Annotated in this window: 27 protein-coding genes; 23 read left to right on the forward strand and 4 right to left on the reverse strand. The window is 62.3% G+C overall.

Features of this window, described 5'->3' with window-relative positions; translation table 11 throughout:
* Positions 1-73: 73 nt before the first annotated feature.
* Complete coding sequence (locus H8696_RS01815; protein ID WP_249314558.1) at positions 74-901, reverse strand: LolA-like protein; 828 nt, start codon at positions 899-901, stop codon at positions 74-76.
* A gap of 132 nt (positions 902-1,033) precedes the next feature.
* On the opposite strand from H8696_RS01815, the gene spoIIID reads away from it, so the two are divergent.
* The gene (gene spoIIID / locus H8696_RS01820; protein WP_249314559.1) at positions 1,034-1,300 is read left to right on the forward strand and encodes a sporulation transcriptional regulator SpoIIID; all 267 of its coding nucleotides are present in this window, start codon (positions 1,034-1,036) and stop codon (positions 1,298-1,300) included.
* A gap of 62 nt (positions 1,301-1,362) precedes the next feature.
* Here the strand turns inward: spoIIID and H8696_RS01825 are convergent, their stop codons facing one another.
* Entirely contained in the window at positions 1,363-2,817 is a 1,455-nt protein-coding gene (locus tag H8696_RS01825) for a YDG domain-containing protein (RefSeq protein WP_249314560.1), read from the reverse strand.
* Between the two features lie 247 nt (positions 2,818-3,064).
* Positions 3,065-3,487: a large-conductance mechanosensitive channel protein MscL gene (gene mscL / locus H8696_RS01830; RefSeq protein WP_407926360.1), complete on the reverse strand. Its 423-nt coding sequence runs from the start codon at positions 3,485-3,487 to the stop codon at positions 3,065-3,067.
* Positions 3,488-3,656: 169 nt separating this feature from the next.
* Between mscL and H8696_RS01835 the strand changes: the two genes are divergently transcribed.
* From H8696_RS01835 to H8696_RS01890, 12 genes are all read left to right on the forward strand, one after another.
* Entirely contained in the window at positions 3,657-5,159 is a 1,503-nt protein-coding gene (locus tag H8696_RS01835; protein WP_249314562.1) for a sodium:solute symporter family protein, read from the forward strand.
* 40 nt (positions 5,160-5,199) lie between these two features.
* Positions 5,200-6,498 (forward strand): phenylacetate--CoA ligase family protein, encoded by a 1,299-nt coding sequence (locus H8696_RS01840; RefSeq protein WP_249314563.1) that lies wholly within the window; start codon positions 5,200-5,202, stop codon positions 6,496-6,498.
* 240 nt (positions 6,499-6,738) lie between these two features.
* On the forward strand, positions 6,739-8,484 hold the full coding sequence (iorA, locus tag H8696_RS01845; RefSeq protein WP_249314564.1) for an indolepyruvate ferredoxin oxidoreductase subunit alpha: 1,746 nt from the start codon (positions 6,739-6,741) through the stop codon (positions 8,482-8,484).
* On the forward strand, positions 8,481-9,056 hold the full coding sequence (locus H8696_RS01850) for an indolepyruvate oxidoreductase subunit beta (protein ID WP_330605279.1): 576 nt from the start codon (positions 8,481-8,483) through the stop codon (positions 9,054-9,056). The genes iorA and H8696_RS01850 overlap by 4 nt, the downstream gene beginning before the upstream one ends.
* 4 nt (positions 9,057-9,060) lie before the next feature.
* Positions 9,061-10,359 carry a phenylacetate--CoA ligase family protein gene (locus H8696_RS01855; protein WP_249314565.1) on the forward strand — a complete coding sequence of 433 codons (1,299 nt, stop codon included), beginning with the start codon at positions 9,061-9,063 and terminating at the stop codon, positions 10,357-10,359.
* Positions 10,360-10,378: 19 nt separating this feature from the next.
* Positions 10,379-10,807, forward strand: a complete 429-nt coding sequence (locus H8696_RS01860; RefSeq protein WP_249314566.1) for an acetolactate synthase — start codon at positions 10,379-10,381, stop codon at positions 10,805-10,807.
* Positions 10,808-11,200: 393 nt separating this feature from the next.
* Entirely contained in the window at positions 11,201-12,175 is a 975-nt protein-coding gene (locus tag H8696_RS01865; RefSeq protein ID WP_249314567.1) for a sugar phosphate isomerase/epimerase family protein, read from the forward strand.
* Between the two features lie 86 nt (positions 12,176-12,261).
* Complete coding sequence (locus H8696_RS01870; protein ID WP_249314568.1) at positions 12,262-12,504, forward strand: helix-turn-helix domain-containing protein; 243 nt, start codon at positions 12,262-12,264, stop codon at positions 12,502-12,504.
* Between the two features lie 19 nt (positions 12,505-12,523).
* Entirely contained in the window at positions 12,524-13,456 is a 933-nt protein-coding gene (locus H8696_RS01875; RefSeq protein WP_249314569.1) for a sugar phosphate isomerase/epimerase family protein, read from the forward strand.
* Positions 13,457-13,844: 388 nt separating this feature from the next.
* On the forward strand, positions 13,845-14,384 hold the full coding sequence (locus H8696_RS01880) for an ECF transporter S component (protein WP_249314570.1): 540 nt from the start codon (positions 13,845-13,847) through the stop codon (positions 14,382-14,384).
* 45 nt (positions 14,385-14,429) lie between these two features.
* Positions 14,430-14,759: an amidohydrolase family protein gene (locus H8696_RS01885; protein ID WP_249314571.1), complete on the forward strand. Its 330-nt coding sequence runs from the start codon at positions 14,430-14,432 to the stop codon at positions 14,757-14,759.
* Positions 14,760-14,859: 100 nt separating this feature from the next.
* Positions 14,860-15,093: a hypothetical protein gene (locus tag H8696_RS01890; protein WP_249314572.1), complete on the forward strand. Its 234-nt coding sequence runs from the start codon at positions 14,860-14,862 to the stop codon at positions 15,091-15,093.
* Between the two features lie 55 nt (positions 15,094-15,148).
* On the opposite strand, the gene H8696_RS01895 is transcribed toward H8696_RS01890, so the two are convergent.
* Positions 15,149-15,493 (reverse strand): PAS domain-containing protein, encoded by a 345-nt coding sequence (locus H8696_RS01895; RefSeq protein WP_249314573.1) that lies wholly within the window; start codon positions 15,491-15,493, stop codon positions 15,149-15,151.
* A gap of 156 nt (positions 15,494-15,649) precedes the next feature.
* Between H8696_RS01895 and H8696_RS01900 the strand changes: the two genes are divergently transcribed.
* The 10 genes from H8696_RS01900 (at position 15,650) to atpD (ending at position 24,162) form a co-directional block, all read left to right on the forward strand.
* Complete coding sequence (locus H8696_RS01900) at positions 15,650-16,567, forward strand: DUF2156 domain-containing protein (RefSeq protein WP_249314574.1); 918 nt, start codon at positions 15,650-15,652, stop codon at positions 16,565-16,567.
* Positions 16,564-17,790, forward strand: coding sequence for a GNAT family N-acetyltransferase (locus tag H8696_RS01905; protein ID WP_249314575.1), 1,227 nt, complete (start codon positions 16,564-16,566; stop codon positions 17,788-17,790). Before H8696_RS01900 ends, H8696_RS01905 begins: the two co-directional genes overlap by 4 nt.
* A 177-nt stretch (positions 17,791-17,967) precedes the next feature.
* Positions 17,968-18,225 carry a hypothetical protein gene (locus H8696_RS01910; RefSeq protein WP_249314576.1) on the forward strand — a complete coding sequence of 86 codons (258 nt, stop codon included), beginning with the start codon at positions 17,968-17,970 and terminating at the stop codon, positions 18,223-18,225.
* Positions 18,222-18,896: a FoF1 ATP synthase subunit A gene (locus tag H8696_RS01915; protein WP_249314577.1), complete on the forward strand. Its 675-nt coding sequence runs from the start codon at positions 18,222-18,224 to the stop codon at positions 18,894-18,896. Before H8696_RS01910 ends, H8696_RS01915 begins: the two co-directional genes overlap by 4 nt.
* A 29-nt stretch (positions 18,897-18,925) precedes the next feature.
* Complete coding sequence (gene atpE / locus H8696_RS01920) at positions 18,926-19,150, forward strand: ATP synthase F0 subunit C (protein ID WP_249314578.1); 225 nt, start codon at positions 18,926-18,928, stop codon at positions 19,148-19,150.
* Between the two features lie 10 nt (positions 19,151-19,160).
* Positions 19,161-19,646 (forward strand): F0F1 ATP synthase subunit B, encoded by a 486-nt coding sequence (atpF, locus tag H8696_RS01925; RefSeq protein ID WP_249314579.1) that lies wholly within the window; start codon positions 19,161-19,163, stop codon positions 19,644-19,646.
* The gene (locus tag H8696_RS01930) at positions 19,639-20,187 is read left to right on the forward strand and encodes a F0F1 ATP synthase subunit delta (protein WP_249314580.1); all 549 of its coding nucleotides are present in this window, start codon (positions 19,639-19,641) and stop codon (positions 20,185-20,187) included. The genes atpF and H8696_RS01930 overlap by 8 nt, the downstream gene beginning before the upstream one ends.
* Positions 20,188-20,190: 3 nt before the next feature.
* Positions 20,191-21,723 (forward strand): F0F1 ATP synthase subunit alpha, encoded by a 1,533-nt coding sequence (gene atpA, locus H8696_RS01935; RefSeq protein ID WP_249314581.1) that lies wholly within the window; start codon positions 20,191-20,193, stop codon positions 21,721-21,723.
* Positions 21,716-22,597 (forward strand): ATP synthase F1 subunit gamma, encoded by an 882-nt coding sequence (atpG, locus tag H8696_RS01940; protein WP_249314582.1) that lies wholly within the window; start codon positions 21,716-21,718, stop codon positions 22,595-22,597. The genes atpA and atpG overlap by 8 nt, the downstream gene beginning before the upstream one ends.
* A 158-nt stretch (positions 22,598-22,755) precedes the next feature.
* Complete coding sequence (gene atpD, locus H8696_RS01945; protein ID WP_249314583.1) at positions 22,756-24,162, forward strand: F0F1 ATP synthase subunit beta; 1,407 nt, start codon at positions 22,756-22,758, stop codon at positions 24,160-24,162.
* The last annotated feature ends 1 nt before the right edge of the window (position 24,163 follow it).

The following is a 24,163-nucleotide window of genomic DNA, read 5'->3' on the forward strand; positions in this document are numbered from 1 at the left end:
GGTTGTCCGCAGGAAAGCGAGATAGTTCATAAAAAAGAGACCCCATCGGGGTCTCTTTTTGAATGGCTTTGAGTTACTCGGCCGCGGCGAAGGCCTCCGCCGGGATCTCGAAATCCTCCACATCGTTGATGGAGCTCACATGGAAGGTGACGTTGAAGGCGGAAACGGCCACGGAATCATCGCCCTCCAGGCTCTCGCCCGACTCCTCCAGGGATTTCAGCATGGCCGCGTTCATCATCTCGGTGCCGTCCATGGTGATCTGCACCACCCGGTTCTCGCTCTCGCTGACCCACACGGTGACGTTCACATCGGTCAGCTCCTTCAGCGTCTCCTCGGAGAAGGAGTCGTTGTTCACGTTGAAGCCGCCGCCGCCCATCATCTCAAGATAGCTCATCATATCGGCGGGGGCCATGGTGCCGGTGATCTTGGTGCAGTCGGTGTTGCCCACCTTTTCCTTGCCGGCGGCCGTGAGGTTCTTGAAAAGAGCCGGATCGAAGGACACGGTGTTGTTGAAGGCCTCCACGTCGAAGCCCTCGGATACGGACCATTCCTCGCCCATCTTCATGGACGCCTCGTAGCCGCTGTCCGCCTTGCGGGCGTACATTTCGTAGGGGATATCCATGCCCATCATGGACAGATTGCCGTCCATCTTCATCTTGGCGGGCTTATCGCCCTCCATGATGGTGGCATAGTTCATGTGCATATTGACCTCGATGTCCATGTTGATGCCGCTGGCGGAACCGTTCATGCCGAGGGTCATGTCCATCCAGCCCTGGGAACTCTCGTAGTTTGAGCTGTTTTCCATGGCGGATTTGATCAGCTCGTCGGGCTTCTTCGCGCAGCCCGCCATCAGCGCCGCCGCCAGCACAAGGCACAGGACGGCCGCCCAAAATTTCTTCATCGGATAACCTCCTTGAATTTTGATCCCTCCCATTATCGCCAGCGGACGAGGCTTCTGTCAAGAAGTTTTCCGCATAGTCGGGAGATCCCCCACATATATTGTAATAATTTTGATAGCCGAGGGGGGTTCGTCTTGAAGGACTATATCGAAGAGCGGGTGCTGACACTGGCTTCGTATATTCTGGACACGGGTGCCACGGTGCGCGAGGCAGCCAAGGTGCATAAAATCTCCAAATCCACCGTTCACAAGGATCTGGTGGACCGCCTGCCCAAACTGAACAAGAGCCTGTACCGCAAGGTGAAGAAGGTACTGGATAAGAACAAGGCGGAGCGTCACATCCGGGGCGGCCAGGCCACCTATTTGAAATACAAGCATATGAAGGAAGAGAAGGCCGAATAAGGGCGAAGGGTCGTAAAAAAAGCTTTCCATCCCGCGGGATGAAAAGCTTTTTTGCGCTGCCGTCAGGTTCTTCTTCGGAAGGCCTGGATTCCGGCGAGGGTGAGGCCGGAGCAAAGGAACAGGAGGGCCCACAGCAAACCGCCGCCGTTGTGGCCGGTGGCCGGCACGGCGGTGCCGGGCGTGGCTGCGGGGCTGGAACCGGGCGCCGGCGCCGGGGAGACGCCGGGCGTGCCGGTGGCGGGAAGGACCGTTGCCGCAAGGGTGATGGGCTCCGTCAGCGCCCCATCCTTGAAGCAGAGGCCGCAGGCCGGGCAGTGCCAGTACTCGATGTTGCCCGCCTCGGCCGCGGCGGGGGCCTTGGCCGGGACCTTCACGGCGCTGTGGCCCAGGGGCTGGAGCTGGACGGCGCTGCTGTCCAGGGCGGTGAGACAGGCCTCGTCGCTGAACAGCCGGTCGCACCCCTTGCAGTGCCAGTGGGCGGTGCTGCCCGCCTCGGTGCAGGTGGCGGCCTTGGCGTCCACCTTTATTTTGTCCGCTGTGATGGCGGCAGTGAGACCGCTGGACTGAACGAGGGTGTAGTTGCCGGCTTTGGCGCCGGTGAGCTGGATGTCGGTGGTGACGGGAATGTCCGCGCCATGGACCCCATCCTGCACCGTGCCGGTGCCAAGATTGAAGGAAACGGCGTCCCCATAGAGCACGCCCTCCAGCGTTCCGCCGGCGAGCGCCACCTCGGCGGTGCCATCGCAGGTCCGGTCCACGGCCGTGACGCCGGTGATGGTGAGCTCCGCCGGCGTGATCTTCACGACGATTTCATCGGTGGGAACGTCCTCGGCGTCCTCGTAGAAGAGGGCAACGCCGCTGCTGTCGGTCGCCGTGTAGCGGAAGTTCTTCACCCGGTAGACGCCGCTGTCCGCCACGTTCTGGAAGAAAATCGCGTTGGGATACGTGTTGCCGTCCTTATCCGTGCGGCAGCTGTCCGGAACGGTCTGCCAGACGCCGTCCACCTTTTTCTCAAAGGTGGCGATGGCGGCATCGTAGGCGTCGTTTCGGCCGGTCACATATTGGCCGGTCAGTCCAGCCTGGGAGAGGATATGAAAGAAATCGGCGTCATAGGCCATGTTGACCTCGGTCTTGGAAAGGGAGCCGGCGGAGATGCTGCCCGTGCGCCAGCGGCAGTAGACGGTGAAGTTATCGCCGGCCTGGCCGTCGGGGAAGACGGCGGGGGAGGTGTACGCCGCGTCGAGATACCATCGGTCGCTGAGATTATTGGACAGGTACAGGCCGCCGCCCTGGGACAGCCTGGCGGAGAAATCGGGGAAGAGCGTGCCGAACCCGCTGGCGGGAAAGGCGTTGCCGGGATCGCCCACCGGATAGGTGAGGGTGCCCATTTCCACCCCGGTGTTGGTCATGTAGGTGATGGTGAAGGTGTCCGGGGGATCGGCCAGCACCGCGGCGGGCAGAGCTGCCATGAGGAGCGTGAGCGCCGCCAGCAGGGCCAGCATTTTTTGAATTCTCATGAACGAAAAAGCCTCCTTCATCAAAATTAAAGAACACAAAAGGCGCCCGTCCTCCGCTATGCTGCGGAAGGCAGGGCGCCTCTATCGCCGGTTGAGGTAGCACAAAAAGACAAAACGAATCTATCTGTGCTATTGTACATAGACATCGCCCTTATTAAGCATTTCTTACCACTTATAACTCTATTTTAAGGGCAAAGAGGGGGGATGTCAAGATGTGCGGGTCCGTATGGCCGGGCCCGTCCCCGCTTCAGACCTTTTCCCTCAAAAGATCGCGGATTTCGGCGAGAAGCTCGGTGTCGGTGGGACCGGCGGGCGGGGGCGGCGCCTCCTCCTTCTTCTTTCGGCGCAGCTTCATCAAAAGCCTGAGCACAAGGAACACCGACAGGGCGATGATGAAGAAATCCAGCACGTTTTGCAGAAAGCTGCCGTAAAGGATGGCGGCCTCCGCCTTCACCACCTCGCCGCCCTCCACCACCGCGGGGGAAAGCACCCATTTGAGCTCGGCGAAGTCCGCGCCCGCGGTCAGGTAGCCGATGGCCGGCATGATGAGATCCGATACGATGGAGCTCACGATCTTGCCGAAAGCGCCGCCGATGACCACGCCGACGGCCATGTCCACCACATTGCCCTTGAAGGCAAAGTCCTTAAATTCCTGCCAAAGTTTCATGATTTGTCCTCCCTTTTTTTTATCAGAATACTCCACTTGCAGCGAAAATGCCAGGGAATTTTTGACGACCTTCGGATTTGCCCGGTTTGGCCAACATTTAATAGATTTTTGAGGAAGGTTGTTGTACAATAATTAAATGTGTATCATTCTATAAACAAAATGGGGGAGTACGATGCAGCAGGGGATGTCGATTGCCTTTGTGGGGGTTTTTGTGGTGGGTATGCTGGTGGTGGCGCTGATGGGCTACAAAAGAACCACCACGCTCAAGGGCTTTCTTCTCGGCGGGCGGGCGATGGGGCCCTGGATGAGCGCCTTCGCCTATGGAACGAGCTACTTTTCGGCGGTGATTTTCATCGGCTACGCCGGCAAGACCGGCTGGCAGCTGGGCCTGCCCGGGACCTGGGTGGGCGTTGGCAACGCGATTTTGGGGAGCATGCTGGCCTGGATGGTGCTGGCCCGGCCCACCCGCAGGATGACCCACAAGTTCAGGGCGGGCACCATGCCCGAATTCTTTGAGGCGCGCTACAAGAGCCGGTATATGAAGCTGGTTTCGGCCATCATCATCTTCGTTTTTCTGGTGCCCTATTCGGCTTCGGTGTACATGGGCCTTGGATACCTGTTCCAGGTGGTCTTTCCCGGGCTGGACTACAATCTTTGCATGATCTTCATTGCGGCGGTGACCGGGCTGTACCTGGTCCTTGGCGGATACGTGGCCACGGCCATGGCCGACTTCGTGCAGGGCATCATCATGCTCATCGGCATTGTGATCATGGTGGTGTGCATCGTGCTCTCCCCCCAGGTGGGCGGCATCGGCGCGGGCGCGGAGCGCCTCGCCGCCATCGATCCCAACCTCACCGCCGTATTCGGCGGCGAGAACTTCGGCAGCTTGATCTCGCTGGTGCTGCTCACATCCCTTGGCACCTGGGGCCTTCCCCAGATGGTCCATAAGTTCTACGCCATCAAAAACGACGACGCCATCAAAAAGGGCACGGTGATCTCCACGGTGTTCGCCCTCGTGATCGCCGCCTCCGCCTACTTTGTGGGCGCCTTCGGCCGGCTGTTCTATGGCAACCAGCTCCCGGAGGGCGGCTACGACGCGGTGATGCCGGGCATTCTCGATATGGCTTTCTCCGGTTCCACCGGCGGGCTGATCATCTTCAACATCATCCTGCTGCTGGTGCTCTCGGCGTCCATGTCCACCCTGAGCTCGGTGGTGCTCACCTCCAGCTCGGCGGTGTCCGTGGACCTGGTCAAGGGCTACATCAAGCCGGATATTGCGAAGAAGACGTCCCTTCGGCTGATGCGCATTCTCTGCCTCGCCTTCGTGCTCGTCTCCCTATCCATTGCGATCATGCGTCCGGCCATCATCATGACCCTCATGTCCTTCTCCTGGGGCACGGTGTCCGGCGCGTTTCTCGGGCCCTTCGCCTGGGGTCTCTACGGCCGGTTCATCACCAGGACCGGCGCCTGGGCGGGCATGATCTCCGGCGCGGGGGTGAGCCTCCTATTGGCCGTTCTGTCCGGGTTTGACGCGGCAAATTCGCCCCTGTTCGGCGTGATCGCCATGGCGGCGGGGCTCATCGTCACGCCCCTGGTCAGCCTCATTACGAAGAAACTCCCGGAAGAACACGTGAAGGCGGTGTTCGCTCCGGAAAGGGACGGGGCCGAGGCGTGACGCCGGTCCCCGCCAATACCGATGATTTGGAGGTACGGTCATGATATTCAATCCCACCTATGAGTGCATGGAGCGCTCCGACATGGAGGCCCTGCAGCTGTTCCACCTGAAGGAGACGGTGCGCCGCGCCTATGAGAAGGTGCCCCACTTCAAGATGGCCTTTGACGAGGCCGGGGTGAAGCCGGAGGACCTCAAAACCCTGGCGGACCTCAAAAATTTTCCCTTCGCCAGGAAGAAGGATCTTCGGGAGAACTACCCCTACGGCATGCTGGCCGTGCCCATGGACGACATCGTCCGGATCCACGCCTCCTCGGGCACCACGGGCAAGCCCACGGTGGTGGCCTACACGAAGCACGACCTTGAGATGTGGTCCGAGGCCATGGCCCGGCTCATTGCGGCGGCGGGCGGCACGAAGGGGGATATCGCCCAGATCTCCTTCGGATACGGGCTTTTCACCGGGGCGCTCGGGCTGCACTACGGCCTGGAGAAGCTGGGCGCGGCGGTCATCCCCATCAGCGCCGGCAACACGGAAAAGCAGATCATGCTGATGCAGGATCTTTGGAGCACGCTGCTCATCTCCACGCCCTCCTACGCCCTGTACATGGCGGAGGTCATGGAGGAGATGGGGGTCACCAAGGACGACATCCATCTGCGGGTTGGCCTTTTCGGCGGCGAGGGCTCCACCGACGGGATGATGGCGAAGATCGAGGAGAAGCTGGGCATCCTGGCCACGGAGAACTACGGCCTGTCGGAGATCATCGGGCCGGGGGTTTCCGGCAACTGCTACGTCAAGGAGGGCCTGCATATCAACGAGGACCTGTTCTATGCGGAGATCATCGATCCCGAGACCGGCGAGGTGCTGCCGGTGGGCGAGACGGGCGAGCTGGTGCTGACCACGCTGCAGAAGGAGGGCCTCCCCATGATCCGCTACCGCACCGGCGACCTCACCCGGCTCTACGACGATCCCTGCCCCTGCGGCCGAAAGACCCGGCGCATGGAGCGGGTGAAGGGCAGGAGCGACGACATGCTCATCATCAAGGGCGTGAACGTCTTCCCCTCCCAGATCGAGGAGGTGCTGATGGGCATCCCCGCCATCGGGCCCCACTACCAGCTGGTGCTCACCACGAAGAACTACACCGACCAGCTGGAGGTGCAGGTGGAGCTGACCGACGACTCGCTGCTGGACGATTTCCAGAAGCTGGAGAACCTTTCCCGGAGCGTGCAGCATAAGCTGCACACGGTGCTCGGGCTCACCTGCCAGGTGAGGCTGATGGAGCCGAAGACCCTCGCCCGTACGGCGGGCAAGGCCAAGCGGGTGGTGGACAACCGGGTGAAGTAGCCGGCCGGGGCGGGGTTGGAATGCCAGCAGGTACCTTGGCAGCTTCGCGAGCGACTGGCAAAGACGGCCGACAGGCGCGGCCCCGCGAACGATGGGCAAAACGGCGGCGGGCACTGCCCGCTGGCAGAGAAAGCCGACAGGCCGGAGCTTTGCAGGAATGCCAGCAGGTACCCGGCGACCCTGCGTACGATTGGCAAAGATGGCTGCCGGCCCTTGCCGGCACAAGGAGGTAAAACAACGATGGCAAAAAGACTGATGCTGGGCAACGAAGCGGTGGCCCGGGGCGTGTACGAGGCGGGCGCCACGGTGGTGGCGAGCTACCCGGGCACGCCCAGTACGGAGATCACCGAATACGCTGCAAAATACAAGGAAATCGACGCGGAATGGGCGCCGAACGAGAAGGTGGCCATGGAGGTTGCCATGGGCGCGTCGGTGGGCGGGGCCCGAGTGATGACGGCCATGAAGCATGTGGGCATGAACGTGGCGGCGGACCCGCTTTTTACCGCGTCCTACACCGGGGTGAACGGGGGCATGCTGATCTGCGTGGCCGACGATCCGGGGATGCACAGCTCCCAGAACGAGCAGGATTCCCGGCACTACGCCAAGGGCGCTAAGCTGCCCATGGTGGAGCCCGCCGACTCGGCGGAATGCCGGGATATGGCGAAGGCGGCCTTTGAGCTGTCCGAGACGTACGACGTGCCGGTGCTGCTTCGCCTCACCACGAGGATCGCCCACAGCCAGTCGCTGGTGGAGGAGGCAGCGCGGGAGCCCTATGTGCTCCGTCCCTACGAGAAGAACATCGGCAAATATGTGATGATGCCGGGCATGGCCAAGGTGCGTCACGTGGTGGTGGAGGAGCGGCAGCAAAAGCTTGCCGAATACGCCGAAAAGACGGCGCTCAACCGGCTGGAGATGAACGGCACGAAGATCGGCGTCATCGCCTCCGGCGCGGCCTACCAGTACGCCAAGGAGGCGCTGGGCGATAGGGCGAGCTATCTCAAGCTCGGCCTGGTCTATCCGCTGCCGGAGCGGCTCATCCGCGACTTTGCGGGGAGCGTGGAGACCCTCTACGTCATCGAGGAGCTGGACCCCTTCATTGAGGAGCACGTCCGGGCTCTTGGCATCGATTGCATCGGCAAGGCGGCGGGCACCCTTCTTGGGGAGTCCTCCCCGGGCCAGATTCGGAAAATCGTGCTGGGCGAGGAGACGGACACGCCCTACAGCGCCGATCAGAGCGCGCCCGGCCGGCCGCCGGTGCTCTGTCCCGGCTGCCCCCACCGGGGCGTGTACTACATGCTCGATAAGCTGAAGCTCACCGTGACCGGCGATATCGGCTGCTACACCCTGGGGGCCATGCCGCCCCACGGCGCCATCGATACCTGCCTGTGCATGGGCGGGTCCATCGGCATGAACTTCGGCCTCGAAAAGGCGAGAGGAAAGGAGTTTGCCCGCCACACCGTGTCGGTGATCGGCGACTCCACCTTCCTCCATTCGGGCATGACCGGGCTGCTGGATATGGTGTACAACGGGGCCACCAGCACGGTGCTCATTCTGGACAACTCCATCACCGCCATGACCGGCCATCAGCAGAACCCGGCCACCGGAAAGACCCTGAAGGGGGATCCGGCGCCGGCGGCGGACCTTGAGGCCATCTGCCGGGCCGTGGGGGTCAAAAGGGTGCGGCACGTCTCGCCCTTTGACATCCCGGCCCTCGAGCATGCGCTGCGGGAGGAACTGGCGGCGGAGGAGGTCTCGGTGATCCTGGTGGAGGCGCCCTGCGCGCTGCTGCCCGGGGTGGACTACGGCGCGCCCATGACCGCCTCGGCGGACTGCCGAAGCTGCAGGCTGTGCATGAAGGCGGGCTGTCCGGCCCTGTCCATGGGCGAGGACGGCAAGGTCCAAATCGACCCGGTTCTGTGCAACGGCTGCGGGTTCTGCGCCGGCCTGTGTCCCTTCGGCGTTCTCAGAAAGGGGGAGAAGAAGTGACAAAGAGTATCATGATCACCGGCGTGGGCGGCCAGGGCACGCTCCTTGCCTCCCGCATCCTGGGGAGGCTGGCCATTTCCGCCGGTTACGACGTAAAAGTTTCCGAGGTCCACGGCATGTCCCAGCGGGGCGGCTCGGTGGTGACCTACGTGCGCTACGGGAAGAAGGTGTCCTCGCCCATCATCGATCTTGGCGGCGCGGACGTGCTGCTTGCCTTTGAATCGCTGGAAGCCTACCGCTATCTGCCCTATCTCAAGGCGGGCGGCCGGCTCATCGTGAACACCCAGCACATGATGCCCATGCCGGTGGTCACCGGCGCGGCGAAGTATCCCGCCGGCATCGAGGAGGAGATGGCGGGGAAGGCGCGCACCACCCTGGTGGACGCCCTCGCCCTCGCCAAAGAGGCCGGGGAGACCCGTTCGGTGAACGTGGCGCTTTTGGGCGTGCTGGCGCAATCTCTGGAGTTTTCCCACGAGGCCTGGCGGGACGCCCTCAAAGCCACGGTGAAGCCCGCCTTCCTCGCCGCGAACGAGAAGGCCTTCGAGCTGGGATACGGTCTAAAGGAGGAATAATCGAATGTACCAACCGGAACTGGAAACCATGAGCCGAAGCGAGCGGGAGGCCCTCCAGGGCGAGCGCCTTCGCGCCATGGTGAAGCGGGTCTACGAGAAGGTGCCCTACTACCGGGCCAAGATGGACGCGGCAAAGGTCGCGCCCTCGGATATCCGCGGCATCAGGGACATCACAAAGCTGCCCTTTGTGACCAAGCAGGATCTTCGGGACACCTACCCCTTCGGCATGTTCGCCGTGCCGAAGAAGGAGGTCGTGCGGATCCACGCCTCGTCGGGGACCACCGGCAAGCAGACGGTGGTGGGCTACACCCGGGACGACCTGGCCCTTTGGGGCACGGTGATGGCGAGAACCCTCTCCGCCGCCGGCGCGAACGAGGATTCCACGGTGCAGGTGGCCTACGGCTACGGCCTTTTCACCGGCGGCCTCGGGGCCCACATCGGTGCGGAGACCCTGGGCGCGGCGGTCATTCCCGCCTCCTCGGGCAACACCAAGCGCCAGATCCGCATGATGGCGGATTTCGGGACCACCCACCTGTGCTGTACGCCCAGCTACGCCATCTATATCGGCGAGACCATGAAGGAAATGGGCATGGTTCCGGGGAAAGATATCCATATGGTGGGCGGCTGCTTCGGCGCCGAGCCCTGGACCCCCGCCATGCGCAGGCGCCTCGAGGCCCTGCTCGGCCTTCGCGCCCATGACATCTACGGCCTTTCGGAGATCATCGGCCCCGGCGTGTCCTTCGAGTGCGAGTGCCAGGACGGCCTGCACGTGAACGAGGACTTCTTCTATCCGGAGATCATCAATCCCGAAACCGGCGAACCGGTGCCGGAGGGGGAGATGGGCGAGCTTGTGATCACCACCTTCACCAAGGAGGCCCTGCCCCTGGTGCGCTACCGCACGCGGGACATCACCTCCCTCACCTACGGCAAGTGCGCCTGCGGCCGCACCCTGGTCAAGATGGGCAAGCCCGCCGGACGTTCGGACGACATGCTCATCATCCGCGGGGTCAACGTGTTCCCCTCCCAGGTGGAATCGGTGCTGATGGAGATGGGCGCCACCGCCCCCTACTACATGCTGGTGGTGGACAGAAAGCACGACCTCGACACCCTGGAGATTCAAATCGAGGTGGACGACGAGCTCTTCTCCGACGAGGTGCGCCGCCTGGAGCAGCTGGAGGGAGAGATCCAGCAGAAGGTGGAGAGCGTGCTCGGCCTTTCCGCCAAGATCCATCTGGTGGGCCCGAAAACCCTCCCGAGGAGCGAGGGCAAGGCCCAGCGGGTCATCGACAAGCGTCAGCTTTAACTTAAAAGGAGGTCATCCCATGGTACAGCAACTTTCGGTGTTCGTGGAGAACCGGACCGGCCGCCTGGCCGAGATTCTCGCCTATCTTAAGAACGGAAACGTGGACATCCGTGCCCTTTCCATCGCCGACACCACGGATTTTGGCATTCTGCGCCTCATCGTGGATAAGCCGGAAGCGGCGGAGAAAGCCCTTCGGGAGGGCCACTTCACCGTGCGCCGCACCCCGGTGATCGCCATTTGCGTCTCCGATGTGCCCGGCGGACTGTACGCCGTGCTCTCCGGCCTCGAGCAGGAGAACGTGGGGATCGAGTATATGTACGCCTTCGTCTCCCACGGCACGGACAGCGCCTGGGTGATTCTGAAGGTGAGCGACGCCGGGAAGGCGGAAGCCTTCTTCAACGGGAAGGGCGTGCGTCTGCTCTCCGAGGATGAAGTGACGGGGCTGTAGGTCAAAAATGCCCGTGAGCGCCCGATGGGCCAGGCCGGCGGGGGGGGGAACCCCCGGGCCGGCAGGCCGGTTCGGGCGCTTTTTTGCGGGCCGGGATCGCCGGCACTCCGCAAAGCCGACGTCTTCGCACCGACGCCCCGCACCGGCGCCCTCGCCGCCGTGTTTGCCGGCCGCTTTTTGGCCGGTCTTGCGCCAACCTAACTCATTTGAGGTAACCATTTCCTCCGCAATCGTTTACTATGGAAATATATAGACGCCTTCGGCGTTCCCATCTACCCTCTTTTCTTTGAGCCGGATATCCCGGCATCCCAATTTCTGATGACCCGGCGGCCCATCCCAATTTTTTGTCAGCGCCACAGGACCAGGTACAATCGAATATGGAGGAGGATGCGTATGAGATTAGGCATGTACTGTAACTACACGGAAAAAACGGCGGAATTTGCCAGCCGCGTCGGCTTTGAGAGCATGGAGCTGGCCGTATGGAGCCGGTCCACCGTCAATCCAAACATCACGGACGGCGAGCTTGCCAGGGTGATGAAGGATCTGGAGAAGCGGGACATCGAGATCTCCGCCATTGGATGCTACCCGAACCACATCCATCCGGACAAGGAATTCGCGAAGGACAATCAGGCCTATTTCCACAAGGTGATCGATCTTGCCCACCGCATGGGGGTGACGGTCATCGGCACCCACGGCGGCAACGATTATTTCAAATCCATTGAAGAGAATATTCCCGAATGGAAGGAATGCTTCTACAGCTACTGCGACCACGCCGCCAAGTACGGCGTTAAAATTGCCATCGAGAACTGCCCGATGGTGGACGTGAAGACCCAGTTCCGCAACAATCTCGCCTACAGCCCGGAGATCTGGGAGGTTTTGTTTGGCGTTTTGCCGGCGGAGAACCTGGGCCTTGAATTCGATCCCGCCCACATGATCTGGCAGGGCATCGACTACGTGCAGGCGGTCCTTGATTTCGGCCACAAGATCTTCCACGTGCACGCCAAGGACGTGGAGGTCCGCCGCAAGCAGTGGGCGAAATACGGCATGTTCGGGCCCCAGATCGGCAACGACAAGTACAGGAAGGGCCCACGATCCGCCACCTGGTGCGCGGGCTGGGACCATCACTGGCGGGGCCGGGCCGTGGGCTGGGGCGACGTCAACTGGCCGAAGTTCATCTCCGCGCTGGTGGAGGTGGGCTACGAGGGCAACATGGACGTGGAGCACGAGGATAAGGTCTTTTTGAAGCAGATGCTGGCCCAGCTGGACATCAGCGAGGAGCAGGACCTCATCAACAACTACAGCACCGAGGAGAACGGCCTCATCCTGGCCTACAACCATCTCCGGCCCCTGGTGCCGCCCCACAGATAGCGGCCCGCCGGGCCTGGCCGGGCGCCGTTCCTGCCCCTTTATTTGAGGGCCGCAATGGAGTACAATGGAAAAAAGGGGGCGGAGACATGAACATCGGCATGGCGGTGCGGGCACGGATTCTGCAGCTGTGCGGCGAGCGCGGCCTTACCATCAATCGCCTTTGCACCATCAGCGGCGTAAGCCAGTCCACCATCAACAACATCGTCAGCGGGCGCAACTACAGCGCCACGGTGGCCACCATCAAAAAGCTCTGCGACGGGCTGGAGATCACCCTGGTCGAATTTTTCAGCGGCGAGGTGTTTCGGGACCTGGAGCAGGAAATTCAATAAAGAACGAGGAGGATGACCCATGAGATTAGGTATGTACTGCAACTACACGGAAAAGACCGCGGAGTTCGCGACCCGGGTGGGCTTTGAAAGCATGGAGCTGGCCGTATGGAGCCGGTCCACGGTGAACCCGAAGATCAGCGATGCCGACCTCGCCAAGGTGCTGAAGGATCTGGAGCACCGGGATATCGAAATCTCCGGCATCGGCTTTTATCCCAACCACCTCCATCCCAACAAGCCGGAGGCGGAGGAAGCCCAGGCGTACATGTACGAGGTCATCGAGCTGGCCCGCCGCATGGGCGTGACGGTCATCGGCACCCACGGCGGCAACAACTACTTCAGATCCATCGAGGACAACATCCCCGAATGGAAGGAAGTGTTCTACGGCTACTGCGACAAGGCGGCGAAGTACGGCATCAAAATCGCCCTCGAGAACTGTCCCATGTGCGATTTCAAGACCATGTTCCGCAACAACCTGGCCTATAGTCCGGAGATCTGGGCGGTGCTGTTCGACGTGCTGCCGGCGGAGAATCTGGGCCTCGAGTTCGATCCCGCTCACATGATCTGGCAGGGCCTCGACTATGTGCAGGCGGTTCTGGATTTCGGCGATAAGATCTTCCATGTGCATGCCAAGGATGTGGAAGTGATGAAGAAGGAATGGGGCCGCTACGGCATGTTCGGACCCCAGTTCGGCGATCATCCCAAGCACTGGCGCGGCCGCTCCGTGGGCTGGGGCGACGTCGACTGGCCGAAGTTCATCTCCGCGCTGGTGGAGGTGGGCTACGACGGCAATATGGATGTGGAGCATGAGGATAAGGTGTTCCTGAAGCAGATGCTGAAGGGCCTGGACCTGAGCGAGGAGCAGAACCTCATCAACAACTTCAGCACCGAGGAGAACGGCATGATCCTGGCCTACAACCATCTTCGGCCCCTGGTGCCCCCCTACAAGCGCTGATTTTCCTAACCCCCTGTATCCGGCATCGGCAGCCCGCTGATGCCGGATTTTATTGTCCCGCCCCGTACCGGCGCATTTTTGATTCCGCCCCGGCAGGACCCGCTCCCCGCCCGTGACCAGCCGCTGGAACGGCGGGACCGCAGGCGCCGGTCTTTTGCCACGGGCGCCGCGCCTCGCACGTTTGCGCTGGTCTTTCGCCGCCCGGTCCCCGGCCCTGCCTCCCCGGGCCCTTCGGGTTTAGGAAACTCGCTTTGGCTCCTTTCCTCTGACCCTTCGGGTTTGGGAAACCTTCCGCTTTCCTCTGACCCCTTAAAAAATATCAAAACTGGCACTTACGCAAAGGACACAGAACTGCTATGATGATTACCATGAAAAAGGAGGTCATCCTATGCAGCGAGACAAAATGCGTGCGCTCACGCTGACGGCGCTGTTCACGGCGCTGGTTTTCGTGGGCACCTATGTGGTGAAAATACCCCTGCCCTTCGGCTACACCCATATCGGCGATTCCATGATCTTTTTGGCGGTCATGGTTCTGGGCTGGAAGCGGGGCGCGGCGGCGGGCGCGGTGGGCGCGGCGCTGGCCGATCTCATCGGTGGGTTTGCCGTGTGGGCGGTGCCCACCCTCATCGCCAAGGCGGCGATGGCGGCGGCGCTGGGCCTGATGCTGAACCGCCGTCCCTTCGGCCTGCGGGGCCGGGCCCTTTGGATCGTCGGTGCGGCGGCGAGCGCCATCGTCCATGCGGCTGTTTACACCCTGGCCACCCTTCTCATCTACGGCGGTCCGGCCGCCATCACCATGCTGCCGGCGGAGCTGATGCAGTCGGCGGTGGGCATGGCCGTGGCCTTTGTGCTGGCGGAGGCGCTCCAGAAAACGGCGCTGGCGGAAAGCTTCGCCTACACCACCCATGGGAAGGAGGCGGGGGCGTGAAGGATACCTTTAAAAAGATCGACGCCCACAGCCATGTGGGGGAGCTTGGCGGCTGGGCGTCCGCATCTCACCGGAGCGATCGCCCAGATGGACGAATACGGGATTGAAAAGACGCTGATCGCCACCTATCCGCTGGAAGAGAGCATAGCGGCGGTGGAACGCTGGCCCGAGCGGCTCCTGGGCGCGGCCTGGGTGAACCCCATGGAGGGGGAGAAGGCGGTGCGCGAGGCCCGGGACGCCATCAAGAACCACGGCTTCAAAGCGGTGAAGCTCCATCCGCTGTTCCATGCCTATCTGCCGAACGAGGCGGCGGTGTTTCCGGTGGGCACTGGTGAGCGGTCTCACCGAAGCCGCCCTGCGGGACCTGTTCCCTAACGACGCACCCCTTTGGCCCGGCCTTTCCCTCATTTGCGGGGTGATCATTTGCCGGCCTCCCGAATATACTGTTCTTTGCGACGAATAGGGAGGGATGGGTATGCGGATCAGAAAATGCCAGGATCTTGCGAAGCTGGAGGCCTACGGCTTCATTCTGGACATCGACGGGGAGTTCTACAATTATTTTACCGGCCACAGCTACACCGTTTCCGTGGAGGTGCAGACCCGGCGGGTGGAGGTGCTGAAGAGCCGCCGGGACGGCACCTTCACCACCAGGGACGGCGCCCTGCTGGCGCGGCTGGCCCAGGATGGGCTGCTGGAGGCGCGCCCCTGAGCATGAAAAAAACGTCCGGTACCTGGATGCCGGGCGTTTTTTCATGGGCAGAGGCCTACTTTTGCAGATTGAGCTCGAAGCGTTCAAAATAGCCCACCAGCTCGCCGTTCTCGTCCCGCACGGGGTTGAGGTAGTAGCGGCGGTTTTTGATGTTCACGCCGATGTAGATCTCGTTGCCGTGGTTTTTCAGCTTTTCCACGGCGGCCCGGATCTTTTCGGCGGAGGCCGGCTGGTGGCAATCGAACAGGGATCTGCCGATGAGATCCCGGTAGCCCCGCTCCTCGTAGTAGTGATAGCGGGCCATGCGGTTCATGTAACGGATGATGTGATCCGTGTCCACGAACACGATGGGGTAGGGATAGGCGTCCAATATGAGGGAAAGCATCCGCTCTCGTTCCATGGCTGCACGACTCCTTTCTTATGCCTTCCAGTGTACCACCGGCGGCCCCGTTTGTACATCCCGGCCCTCCCCCGGGAAATCGATTCATCCGTTGACGTTTGGGACAGAATGGAATAGGATAGATTCAAGAAAAATAAAAAAGGGAAGAGGGTATGTATGCTAGCGTTTAAAGACCTCCAAATGAGCGACAAGAAGATGTTCGACGAGTACTGTGGGATGTGGAGGATCGAGAATTCGGAGCTGTCCTTTCCCAGCCTGTACATCTGGCGGGGCAGCGGCATGGTTCAGTGGGCGGAAGAGGACGGCGTTTTGTTCATCAAGATCAAATGGGGCGTGCTGGAGGGCCCGGAGCATTTCTACGCGCTCATTCCCCGATGCGACCAGCCCCTTTGCGGGGCCATGCAGAAGGCGGTGGACTACTGCCGGGAACAGCGGATTCCTTTTGTGATGCGGGGCGTGCCGCAATGGCTGTACGAGATGATCGTGCGGGACTGCCCGGATCAATATGTTATCGAGGAGGACCGGGATAACTTCGACTACGTGTACCGCTGGGAGGATCTGGCGGAACTCAAGGGCAAGAAGTATCACGGCAAAAGGAATCATATCAACAAGTTTCTGCAGGAGTACAGCTACGAGTACCTGCCCCTCACCGCCGATCTGGTGGGGGACTGCAAGGAAGTCTATCTCAAGTGGATGGACGAGAAGAGCGAGGACGAGCTGGGCCCCGCCATCGAGGCGGAGCGCATGGCCACCTGGGAGGCGCTGGACCATTTTGAGGAGCTTTCCATGGTGGGCGGCGTGATCAAGGTGAACGGCCGGGTGGAGGCCTTCAGCCTCGGGGAATTCATGAAGAAGCCGGGCTGGGCGGTGGTGCACATCGAGAAGGCCAACAGCGAGATTCCCGGGCTGTATCCCCTCATCAACCAGCAGTTTGTGATCCACGCCCTTGCCGGCGCGGAGTTTGTCAACCGGGAGGAGGATATGGGCCTTGAAGGGCTCAGGAAGGCCAAGCTGTCCTACCAGCCGGCGGAGATGGTGAAAAAGTACGTGGTGACCCTGAAGGAGGACGCATGAACATCCGGCCCTTGACGGAAGGGGACCTGCCCCAGTGCCGGTCCCTTTGGAGCTACTGTTTTCAGGACGACGAGGCCTTTCTGGACCTCTATTTCGGCACGTATTTTGAGGACGGCGGGGGCATCGGGGCCTTCGAGGGGGACGAGCTCATTGGCCAGGTGCTGTTCACGCCGTACCGGCTCCAGGTGCGGGGCCGGGCGCTTCCCGCGAAGTTTCTGTGCGGCGTATCGGTGTGGCCGGAGCGCCGGGGCGGCGGCGTGACCACGAAGCTCATGGCGGCGGCTCTCGCGGCCCTCCGGGCGGAGGGCGTCCCCATCGCGCCCCTTTCGCCCTTCAGCCCGGACTTCTACCGAAGATATGGGTTTGAGGTGCTGGCTTCGGGCTACCAGGGGGCGTGCGAGCTTTCCAGGATCACCGCCCGGCCGGGCGGGGGGGAGCGGTTCGTGCGGGATCCGGGAACGCCCGCCATGCTTCAGGCCTACCGGGCCTTTGCGAAAAATTATGGCGGCGTGATCCTGCGGGACGAGAAGGAAATGGACTACGTGATGGGGGACAACGCCCTGGAGGGCGGCTCGGCGGTGGCCCTGCTCCGCGGCGGCCGGGAAGCCCCGGCGGGCTCCGGCACGCCCGGCGGCTCCGGCGACCCTGGGACCGGGACTCCCGGCGGCTCCGGCACGTCCGGCGGCTCCGGCGACCCATGGGCGGGCTACCTCCTGTACCGCATCACGCCGGAGGGCGTGAGGGTGCGGGAGATGGTCTATGCCGATCCCCTGGCCCGGCAGAGCCTTCTCGCCTTCCTCGCCTCCCACTACTCCACGGCGAAGCGGGCGGTCTGGCGGGAGCCGGGCGTGGCCATGATGGATCAGGGCTTCGGCGACGGGCGGGGGATCTTCACCCTCCAGCCCGAGGGCATGTACCGGGTGGTGGACGTGGAAAAGGCGGTGGCGGCCCTCGCCCTTCCCGAGCCGGAGCGGCCCTTCACCCTGCGGGTGCGGGACAGCCGGGCGCCCTGGAACGACGGCGTGTTCCGCTTTTCCGGGGAAAAGGGGCGCATGAGCGCCCGGCCGGCCTACGAGAAGCCGGAGGGGGAGCTCGATATCGGCGCGTTCACCGCCTATTTGATGGGCGGCTTCACACCGGCGGAGCTCCGTGCGGCGGGCCGCCTCAGGGGCGGGCTGCCGGAGCTTTCCCGCGAGCGTGTTTTCATGTGGGAAACCTACTGATCCCGGTGCGGCGGCGGGCTGTCCGCCGCGGCCTTAGACTGCCCCGTAAAGCGAAGAAAAATGGAGAAATCAGGAGCATTCGGGCGTTCATGCCGTTTGTTTCGGGCTGAGGCCCTGAAAAATGGATTCACGTTTCGCTGGGCAAGGAGTATGATCTAACGATAGGAGATGAGTGCAATGGAGATTTTGGCCCTTATCGTGGGCGCGGTCCTCGGCGTGCTCAACTTTTGGACCCTCAAAAGGTTCATTTTCGGCGGGAAAGCCAAGTGGGTGCACTGGGTGATCCTGCCGGCGAGCTTCGGGCTCATTCTCGCCGCGGGGCTGCTCCTGCCGGCGGCCATTCTCATCCGCCTTGCCATCGGCATGGTGGCGGGGCTCATCGTGATGAGCATAGCGGCCGTGATCCAGCTTAAAAGGAAAGAGGGAGGATCATGAATTTCGAAATCAACCCGTCCACGGTGCATCTGCCCATCTTTGGGGGCGTCGACGTGGACAACACCCTTCTCGCCATGTGGATTGTCATGGCGCTTTTGACGGTGGCGGCGCTCGCCCTGCGCATCTTCGTGCTGCCCCGCTTCAAGGAGCGGCCGAAGGGTTTCCAGAACGTTTTGGAGCTGGTGGTGGAAACGGCCACCAAGTTCACGAACGACAAGGTGGGCGCCCGGGACGGCCGGATTCTGGCGCCCTACTTCTTCACGCTGGCGGTGCTGCTGTTTAGCTGCGGGCTGTCCGAACTCATCGGGCTTCGGAACCCCCTCACCGACATGAACCTGACGGTGGCCCTCGCGGTGATCTCCTTTCTTCTCATCAACATCTTCGGCATCTGGAGAAAGGGCGTGTGGGGGAGGATCAAGTCCCTGGCAAAGCCCAACCCCATCCTTTTGCCCATCAAGGTCATCACCGACCTTGCGGTGCCGGTGTCCCTGGCCTGCCGGCTTTTTGGCAGCATGCTGGGGGGCTACATCATCATGGAGATGATCACCGAGTTCGTGCCGGTCCTGGCGCCGGCGGTTTTGAGTCTGTACTTCACGTTCTTCCATGTGGGGATCCAGACCTTCCTGTTTATAACGTTATCCCTAACGTTTATAGAAGAAGCCACCGAATAGGCGGCAAATATGATTGAGGAGTGATTTGAATGGAAGCTCTTATCGCAATTGGCGCAGGTTTAGCTGCATTCACCGGTGTGGGCGCGGGTATCGGCATGGGCATCGCCACCAGCAAGGCTGTGGAGGCCGTGTCCCGTCAGCCCGAAGCCTCGGGCAAGATCAACACCATGCTCTTGATCGGTCTTGCCTTTGCCGAGACGACGGCCATCTACGGCTTCGTTATCTCGCTGATGCTCATCACCAAGATAGGATGAGGATGGTAAGATGGAACTAAGTTTAACCAAGATGCTGATCTACGCCCTCAACATCGGCATCATCTACCTGATCTACCGCTGGCTGCTCTACAAGCCGGTCCATAAGTTCCTTGCCGCCCGGGAGGAGCGCTTTATCGCCCGGGACGAGGCGCTTACCTCCGGCCAGAGCGAGGTTTCCTCCATGAAGAAGGAATACAAGCGGCTGATCGGGGATGTGGACGAAAAGCGGGCGGAGATCATCGAGGATGCGCGCAGAAAGGGTCTCCGGCAGGAGCGGGAGATCGTGGAGCGGGCGGAGCAGGAAGCGGACCTCATCCGTCAGAAGGCCCGGCGGGAGATGGAGGAGGAGCGCAGGATCGCCCAGCAGAACATGGAAGCGGAAGCCGTGTCCCTGGCCGTGGATATCGCCTCCAAGGTGCTGGAGCGGGAGGTATCCCTTGAAGATAACCGTCGGGTCATCGACGATTACCTGGAAAGGCTGAACCGCCATGATTAAGGGCTATTTGGTGACGGCCTTCCCGCTTCGGGACCCGCAGATCGAAAAATTCAAGAGGATCCTGGAGGAGGTGCTCCAAGGCGAGGTTTCCCTCCGGCCCCTCCGGGACGAGACCCTGTGGGGCGTTGCGGGCATCGGCTTCGAGTCCCGCTTCTCCAAGGGCTATTTCGTGTTCGCCGATGAGAAGCTCCATCCCGACATGGACCTTCTTCGGGAACGCCTCGAGGGGGAGATCGGCCAGCAGATCGTCATGAAGCGCACGCTGGACGAGACGCTGGAGGGCGAATTCGCCCTCATCCTCGATCTCGCCACCATCCTGCGGGGGGAGCTCGTCTCCGCGTTCCCCATGGACGATGAGGAAATCACAAAGCTGGAGACGGAATTTGAAAGGAAGATGGGCAAGAAGGTCTTTCTGGAGGCGGGCGTGGATAAGAGCCTCCTCGGGGGCTTCGTGTGCACCATCGACAAGGTCTGCTTCGATTGCAGCCTGAGAACCCGCCTGGTGAGCCTCAAGGAGCACATCATGGCAAAGGAGGTGTAGTGGATGGCGGAACTCCAAAAAGGACATGGCGCCATCTCCGACGCGATCCGGGAGCGGCTCGCGGACTACCAAGGCAATGAAACGGAAAAGAATATCGGCCGGGTGATCTCCTCCGGCGACGGCATCGTGAAGATCGCCGGGCTGATGGACTGCAAATACGGCGAGCTCCTCGAATTCGAGGACATGAACTACGGGCTGGCCCTGAACCTGGAGGACCAGTCGGTGGGCGCGGTGCTCTTCGGCGAGGGCACGAAGGTGGTCCAGGGCTCGGTGGTCATGGGCACCGGCCGGGTGGTGGAGGTGCCCGTGGGGGAGAAGCTGATCGGCCGGGTGGTGAACCCGCTGGGCCAGCCCCTGGACGCCATGGGCCCCATCGAGACCCACACCTACCGGCCCATCGAGTCGCCGGCGCCGGGCATCGTGGAGCGCAGCCCGGTGAATAAGCCGCTCATGACCGGGCTTCTTGCCATCGACAGCATGACCGCCATCGGCCGGGGCCAGCGGGAGCTCATCATCGGCGACCGGCAGACGGGCAAGACCGCCATCGCCGTGGACACCATCCTGAACCAGAAGGGCAAGGACGTGGTGTGCATCTACGTGGGGATCGGCCAGAAGGCCAGCACCATGGCGAACGTCATTGGCACCTTCAAGGATTTCGGAGCCATGGCCTACACCATCGTGGTCTCCGCCACCGCCAGCGACTCGGCGCCGCTGCAGTACATCGCGCCCTACGCCGGGTGCGCCATGGCCGAGGAGCTGATGCACCAGGGCCGGGACGTTCTGATCGTCTACGACGATCTATCGAAGCACGCCGTGGCCTACCGGGCCATGTCCCTGCTGCTCCACAGGCCGCCGGGCCGGGAAGCCTATCCCGGCGACGTGTTCTACCTCCATTCCCGGCTCCTCGAGCGGGCGGCGAAGCTTCGGGAGGACCTTGGCGGCGGCTCCATCACGGCGCTGCCCATCATCGAGACCATGGCGGGGGACATCTCCGCTTACGTGCCCACCAACGTGATCAGTATCACCGACGGGCAGATCTTTCTCGAGACCGATCTGTTCCATGCCGGCGTGCGGCCGGCGGTGAACGTGGGCCTGTCCGTGTCCCGTGTGGGCGGCGCGGCCCAGTCGAAAGCCATGCGGAGGGTGGCCGGCCATCTCCGCCTCGATCTCGCCCAGTACCGGGAACTGGCCGTGTTCGCCCAGTTCGGCTCCGACCTCGACCCCGCCACCCAGGAGATTCTGGATCACGGCGAGCGGCTGACCGAGGTCTTGAAGCAGGACCAGTACAAACCCCTGCCCCTCGCGGAGCAGGTGGTGCTGCTCTACGCCGTGGATAAGGGCCTGATGCGCAAGCTCAAGCTCCGGGAGATTCAGGACTACAAGAAGGCGCTGCTTCGCCACATGGAGGATGAGCACGACGATCTTTTGAAGGTCATTGAGACCGTGGGCGACCTCTCCGATGAGACCGCCGACTCCCTGAAGCTGGCCGTGGAGAGTTTCAACAAGGGCTATCTGAAAGAGGACGAAGATGAGTAGCAGCAACATGCACGACATCCGCACCCACATCAAGACGGTGCAGGAGACCATGCAGATCACCAAGGCCATGCACCTCATCTCCACGGCCAAGATGCAGAAGGCCATGAAGCGCTACGACGCCAACGCCGTCTATCTCAGTCTGGTGCGCCAGACCATGAAGGACATGATCGCCCACCGTTTGGGCGGGCAGACCCATCCCTTTTTGCAGGAGCGGGCGGACACCACCGCGGCCCACATCGTCATCGCCGGCGACAAGGGCCTGGCCGGCGGCTACAACCACAACGTGCTGAACCTGGCCGCCGAGCACATGAAGGGGCACGAGGAGCTGTCCATCCTGACCGTGGGTCAGATTGCGAGGGAGTTCCTCACCAAAAAGGGGTACATGGTGGACGTGGAATTCCTCCATGTGGCCCAGAACCCGACGCTGGACAATGCCCGGCAGATCACCGATACGGTCATCGACATGTTCAAGCAGAACCTCCTCAATCAGGTTTATATCTGCTACACCAAGATGATCTCGCCCATCAAGCAGGAGGCCCGGGTGATGCGGCTTCTGCCGGTTTACCTTTCGGACTTCGACGACGTGGAGGACCTCGCGCCCTACGAGGGCGAGATGCTCTACGAGCCCGACGCCCGCACCATGTTCGACTACGTGGTGCCCCAGTACATCATCGGCGTGATCTATTCGTGCCTGGTGCAGTCCTACGCCTCGGAGCACTGCGCGAGAATGCAGGCCATGGACGCGGCCACCAGGAACGCCGAGGAGATGATCGAAAAGCTGCAAAAGCAGTACAACCGGGCGCGGCAGAACGCCATCACCGAGGAGATCAACGAGATCGTATCCGGCACCGAGGCGCAGAGCCGCCGGAGCTAGCGGGCGGGTCCCTGCGGCCTGGCCCGTCCGGCGAGCGGTCTGGCGGCCCCGGCAATCCGGCCCGTCGGTCCCTGCGGTCGGCTCCCGGCCACGGCAACCCGGCCGGACGGCCCCGTCGGCCCCATACCCCGCGGCAACCAACCTAAGGAGGAAATCTTATGGAACAAAGCCCATCCACCGGCACGCTGGTGCAGGTCATTGGACCTGTGCTGGACGTGCGGTTTCCCAAGGGCGAACTGCCCGCCATTCAAAATCTGCTCCGGGTCCGCTGGGACGGACCGGAAGTGGCCATGGAGGTCACCCAGCACCTCGGCGGCGACGTGGTCAGGTGCGTGGCGCTGACCGCCACCGAAGGCCTCTCCCGCGGCCTTCCCGTCATCGATACGAAAAGCCCGGTGATGGTGCCGGTGGGCAAGGATGTCCTGGGGCGCGCCATCAACGTTTTGGGCGAGCCCATCGACGGACAGCCGCCGCTCACGGGAACCCGGCGCATGTCCATCCACCGGGAGCCCCCGGACTTCATCCAGCAAAAGCCCATGACCGAGGTGTTTGAGACGGGCATCAAGGTCATCGACCTTTTGGCGCCCTACGTGAAGGGCGGCAAGATCGGCCTGTTCGGCGGCGCGGGCGTGGGCAAGACGGTGCTCATCATGGAGCTCATCCACAACATCGCCACCGAGCACGGCGGCTACTCCATCTTCACCGGCGTGGGCGAGCGCAGCCGTGAGGGCAACGACCTTCTCCATGACATGACCGAGTCCGGCGTCATCGAAAAGACCGCCCTCGTTTTCGGTCAGATGAACGAGCCCCCGGGCGCCCGCATGCGGGTGGCCCTCACCGGTCTCACCCAGGCCGAATACTTCCGGGACGTGGAGCACCAGGACGTGCTGTTCTTCGTGGACAACATCTTCCGCTTCATCCAGGCGGGCAGCGAGGTTTCCGCTTTGCTGGGCCGGGTGCCCTCGGCGGTGGGCTACCAGCCCACGCTGGCCACCGAGGTGGGCGCGCTGCAGGAGCGCATCGCCTCCACCCGTCAGGGCTCCATCACCTCGGTGCAGGCGGTGTACGTCCCGGCGGACGACCTCACGGACCCGGCGCCGGCCACCACCTTCACCCACCTCGATGCGACCACGGTGCTCGCCCGGCACATCGCCGAGATGGGCATCTATCCCGCGGTGGACCCCCTCGCCTCCAACTCCCGGATTCTGGAGCCCCGCATCGTGGGCGAGCGCCACTACCGGGTGGCCCGGGAGGTCCAGGAGATTTTGCAGCGCTACGCGGAGCTGCAGGACATCATCGCGATTCTGGGCATGGAGGAGCTGTCCGAGGAGGACCGGCTCACCGTGTACCGGGCCCGGAAGATCCAGAAATTCCTCTCCCAGCCGCTGTTCGTGGCGGAGGTTTTCAGCAGCTATGAGGGCCGCTATGTGACCATCGAGGAGACCATATCGAGCTTCGAGGCCATCGTGAAGGGCGAGGCGGACGACCTGCCCGAGCAGGCCTTCTTCATGGTGGGCAACCTGGACGAGGTGAAGAAGAAGGCCCGCCAGATGGAGGAGGGATGAG

This window comes from Gehongia tenuis (assembly GCF_014384795.1).
GTDB lineage: Bacteria > Bacillota > Clostridia > Christensenellales > NSJ-53 > Gehongia > Gehongia tenuis.

Bases quoted from the DNA above. Each gene is read 5' to 3' on its own strand.
- H8696_RS01815 (WP_249314558.1), bottom strand. From the start codon at position 901: ATGAAGAAATTTTGGGCGGCCGTCCTGTGCCTTGTGCTGGCGGCGGCG.
- H8696_RS01825 (WP_249314560.1), bottom strand. From the start codon at position 2,817: ATGAGAATTCAAAAAATGCTGGCCCTGCTGGCGGCGCTCACGCTCCTC.
- H8696_RS01835 (WP_249314562.1), top strand. From the start codon at position 3,657: ATGCAGCAGGGGATGTCGATTGCCTTTGTGGGGGTTTTTGTGGTGGGT.
- H8696_RS01840 (WP_249314563.1), top strand. From the start codon at position 5,200: ATGATATTCAATCCCACCTATGAGTGCATGGAGCGCTCCGACATGGAG.
- iorA (WP_249314564.1), top strand. From the start codon at position 6,739: ATGGCAAAAAGACTGATGCTGGGCAACGAAGCGGTGGCCCGGGGCGTG.
- H8696_RS01855 (WP_249314565.1), top strand. From the start codon at position 9,061: ATGTACCAACCGGAACTGGAAACCATGAGCCGAAGCGAGCGGGAGGCC.
- H8696_RS01860 (WP_249314566.1), top strand. From the start codon at position 10,379: ATGGTACAGCAACTTTCGGTGTTCGTGGAGAACCGGACCGGCCGCCTG.
- H8696_RS01865 (WP_249314567.1), top strand. From the start codon at position 11,201: ATGAGATTAGGCATGTACTGTAACTACACGGAAAAAACGGCGGAATTT.
- H8696_RS01870 (WP_249314568.1), top strand. From the start codon at position 12,262: ATGAACATCGGCATGGCGGTGCGGGCACGGATTCTGCAGCTGTGCGGC.
- H8696_RS01875 (WP_249314569.1), top strand. From the start codon at position 12,524: ATGAGATTAGGTATGTACTGCAACTACACGGAAAAGACCGCGGAGTTC.
- H8696_RS01880 (WP_249314570.1), top strand. From the start codon at position 13,845: ATGCAGCGAGACAAAATGCGTGCGCTCACGCTGACGGCGCTGTTCACG.
- H8696_RS01890 (WP_249314572.1), top strand. From the start codon at position 14,860: ATGCGGATCAGAAAATGCCAGGATCTTGCGAAGCTGGAGGCCTACGGC.
- H8696_RS01895 (WP_249314573.1), bottom strand. From the start codon at position 15,493: ATGGAACGAGAGCGGATGCTTTCCCTCATATTGGACGCCTATCCCTAC.
- H8696_RS01900 (WP_249314574.1), top strand. From the start codon at position 15,650: ATGCTAGCGTTTAAAGACCTCCAAATGAGCGACAAGAAGATGTTCGAC.
- H8696_RS01905 (WP_249314575.1), top strand. From the start codon at position 16,564: ATGAACATCCGGCCCTTGACGGAAGGGGACCTGCCCCAGTGCCGGTCC.
- H8696_RS01910 (WP_249314576.1), top strand. From the start codon at position 17,968: ATGGAGATTTTGGCCCTTATCGTGGGCGCGGTCCTCGGCGTGCTCAAC.
- H8696_RS01915 (WP_249314577.1), top strand. From the start codon at position 18,222: ATGAATTTCGAAATCAACCCGTCCACGGTGCATCTGCCCATCTTTGGG.
- atpE (WP_249314578.1), top strand. From the start codon at position 18,926: ATGGAAGCTCTTATCGCAATTGGCGCAGGTTTAGCTGCATTCACCGGT.
- atpF (WP_249314579.1), top strand. From the start codon at position 19,161: ATGGAACTAAGTTTAACCAAGATGCTGATCTACGCCCTCAACATCGGC.
- H8696_RS01930 (WP_249314580.1), top strand. From the start codon at position 19,639: ATGATTAAGGGCTATTTGGTGACGGCCTTCCCGCTTCGGGACCCGCAG.
- atpA (WP_249314581.1), top strand. From the start codon at position 20,191: ATGGCGGAACTCCAAAAAGGACATGGCGCCATCTCCGACGCGATCCGG.
- atpG (WP_249314582.1), top strand. From the start codon at position 21,716: ATGAGTAGCAGCAACATGCACGACATCCGCACCCACATCAAGACGGTG.
- atpD (WP_249314583.1), top strand. From the start codon at position 22,756: ATGGAACAAAGCCCATCCACCGGCACGCTGGTGCAGGTCATTGGACCT.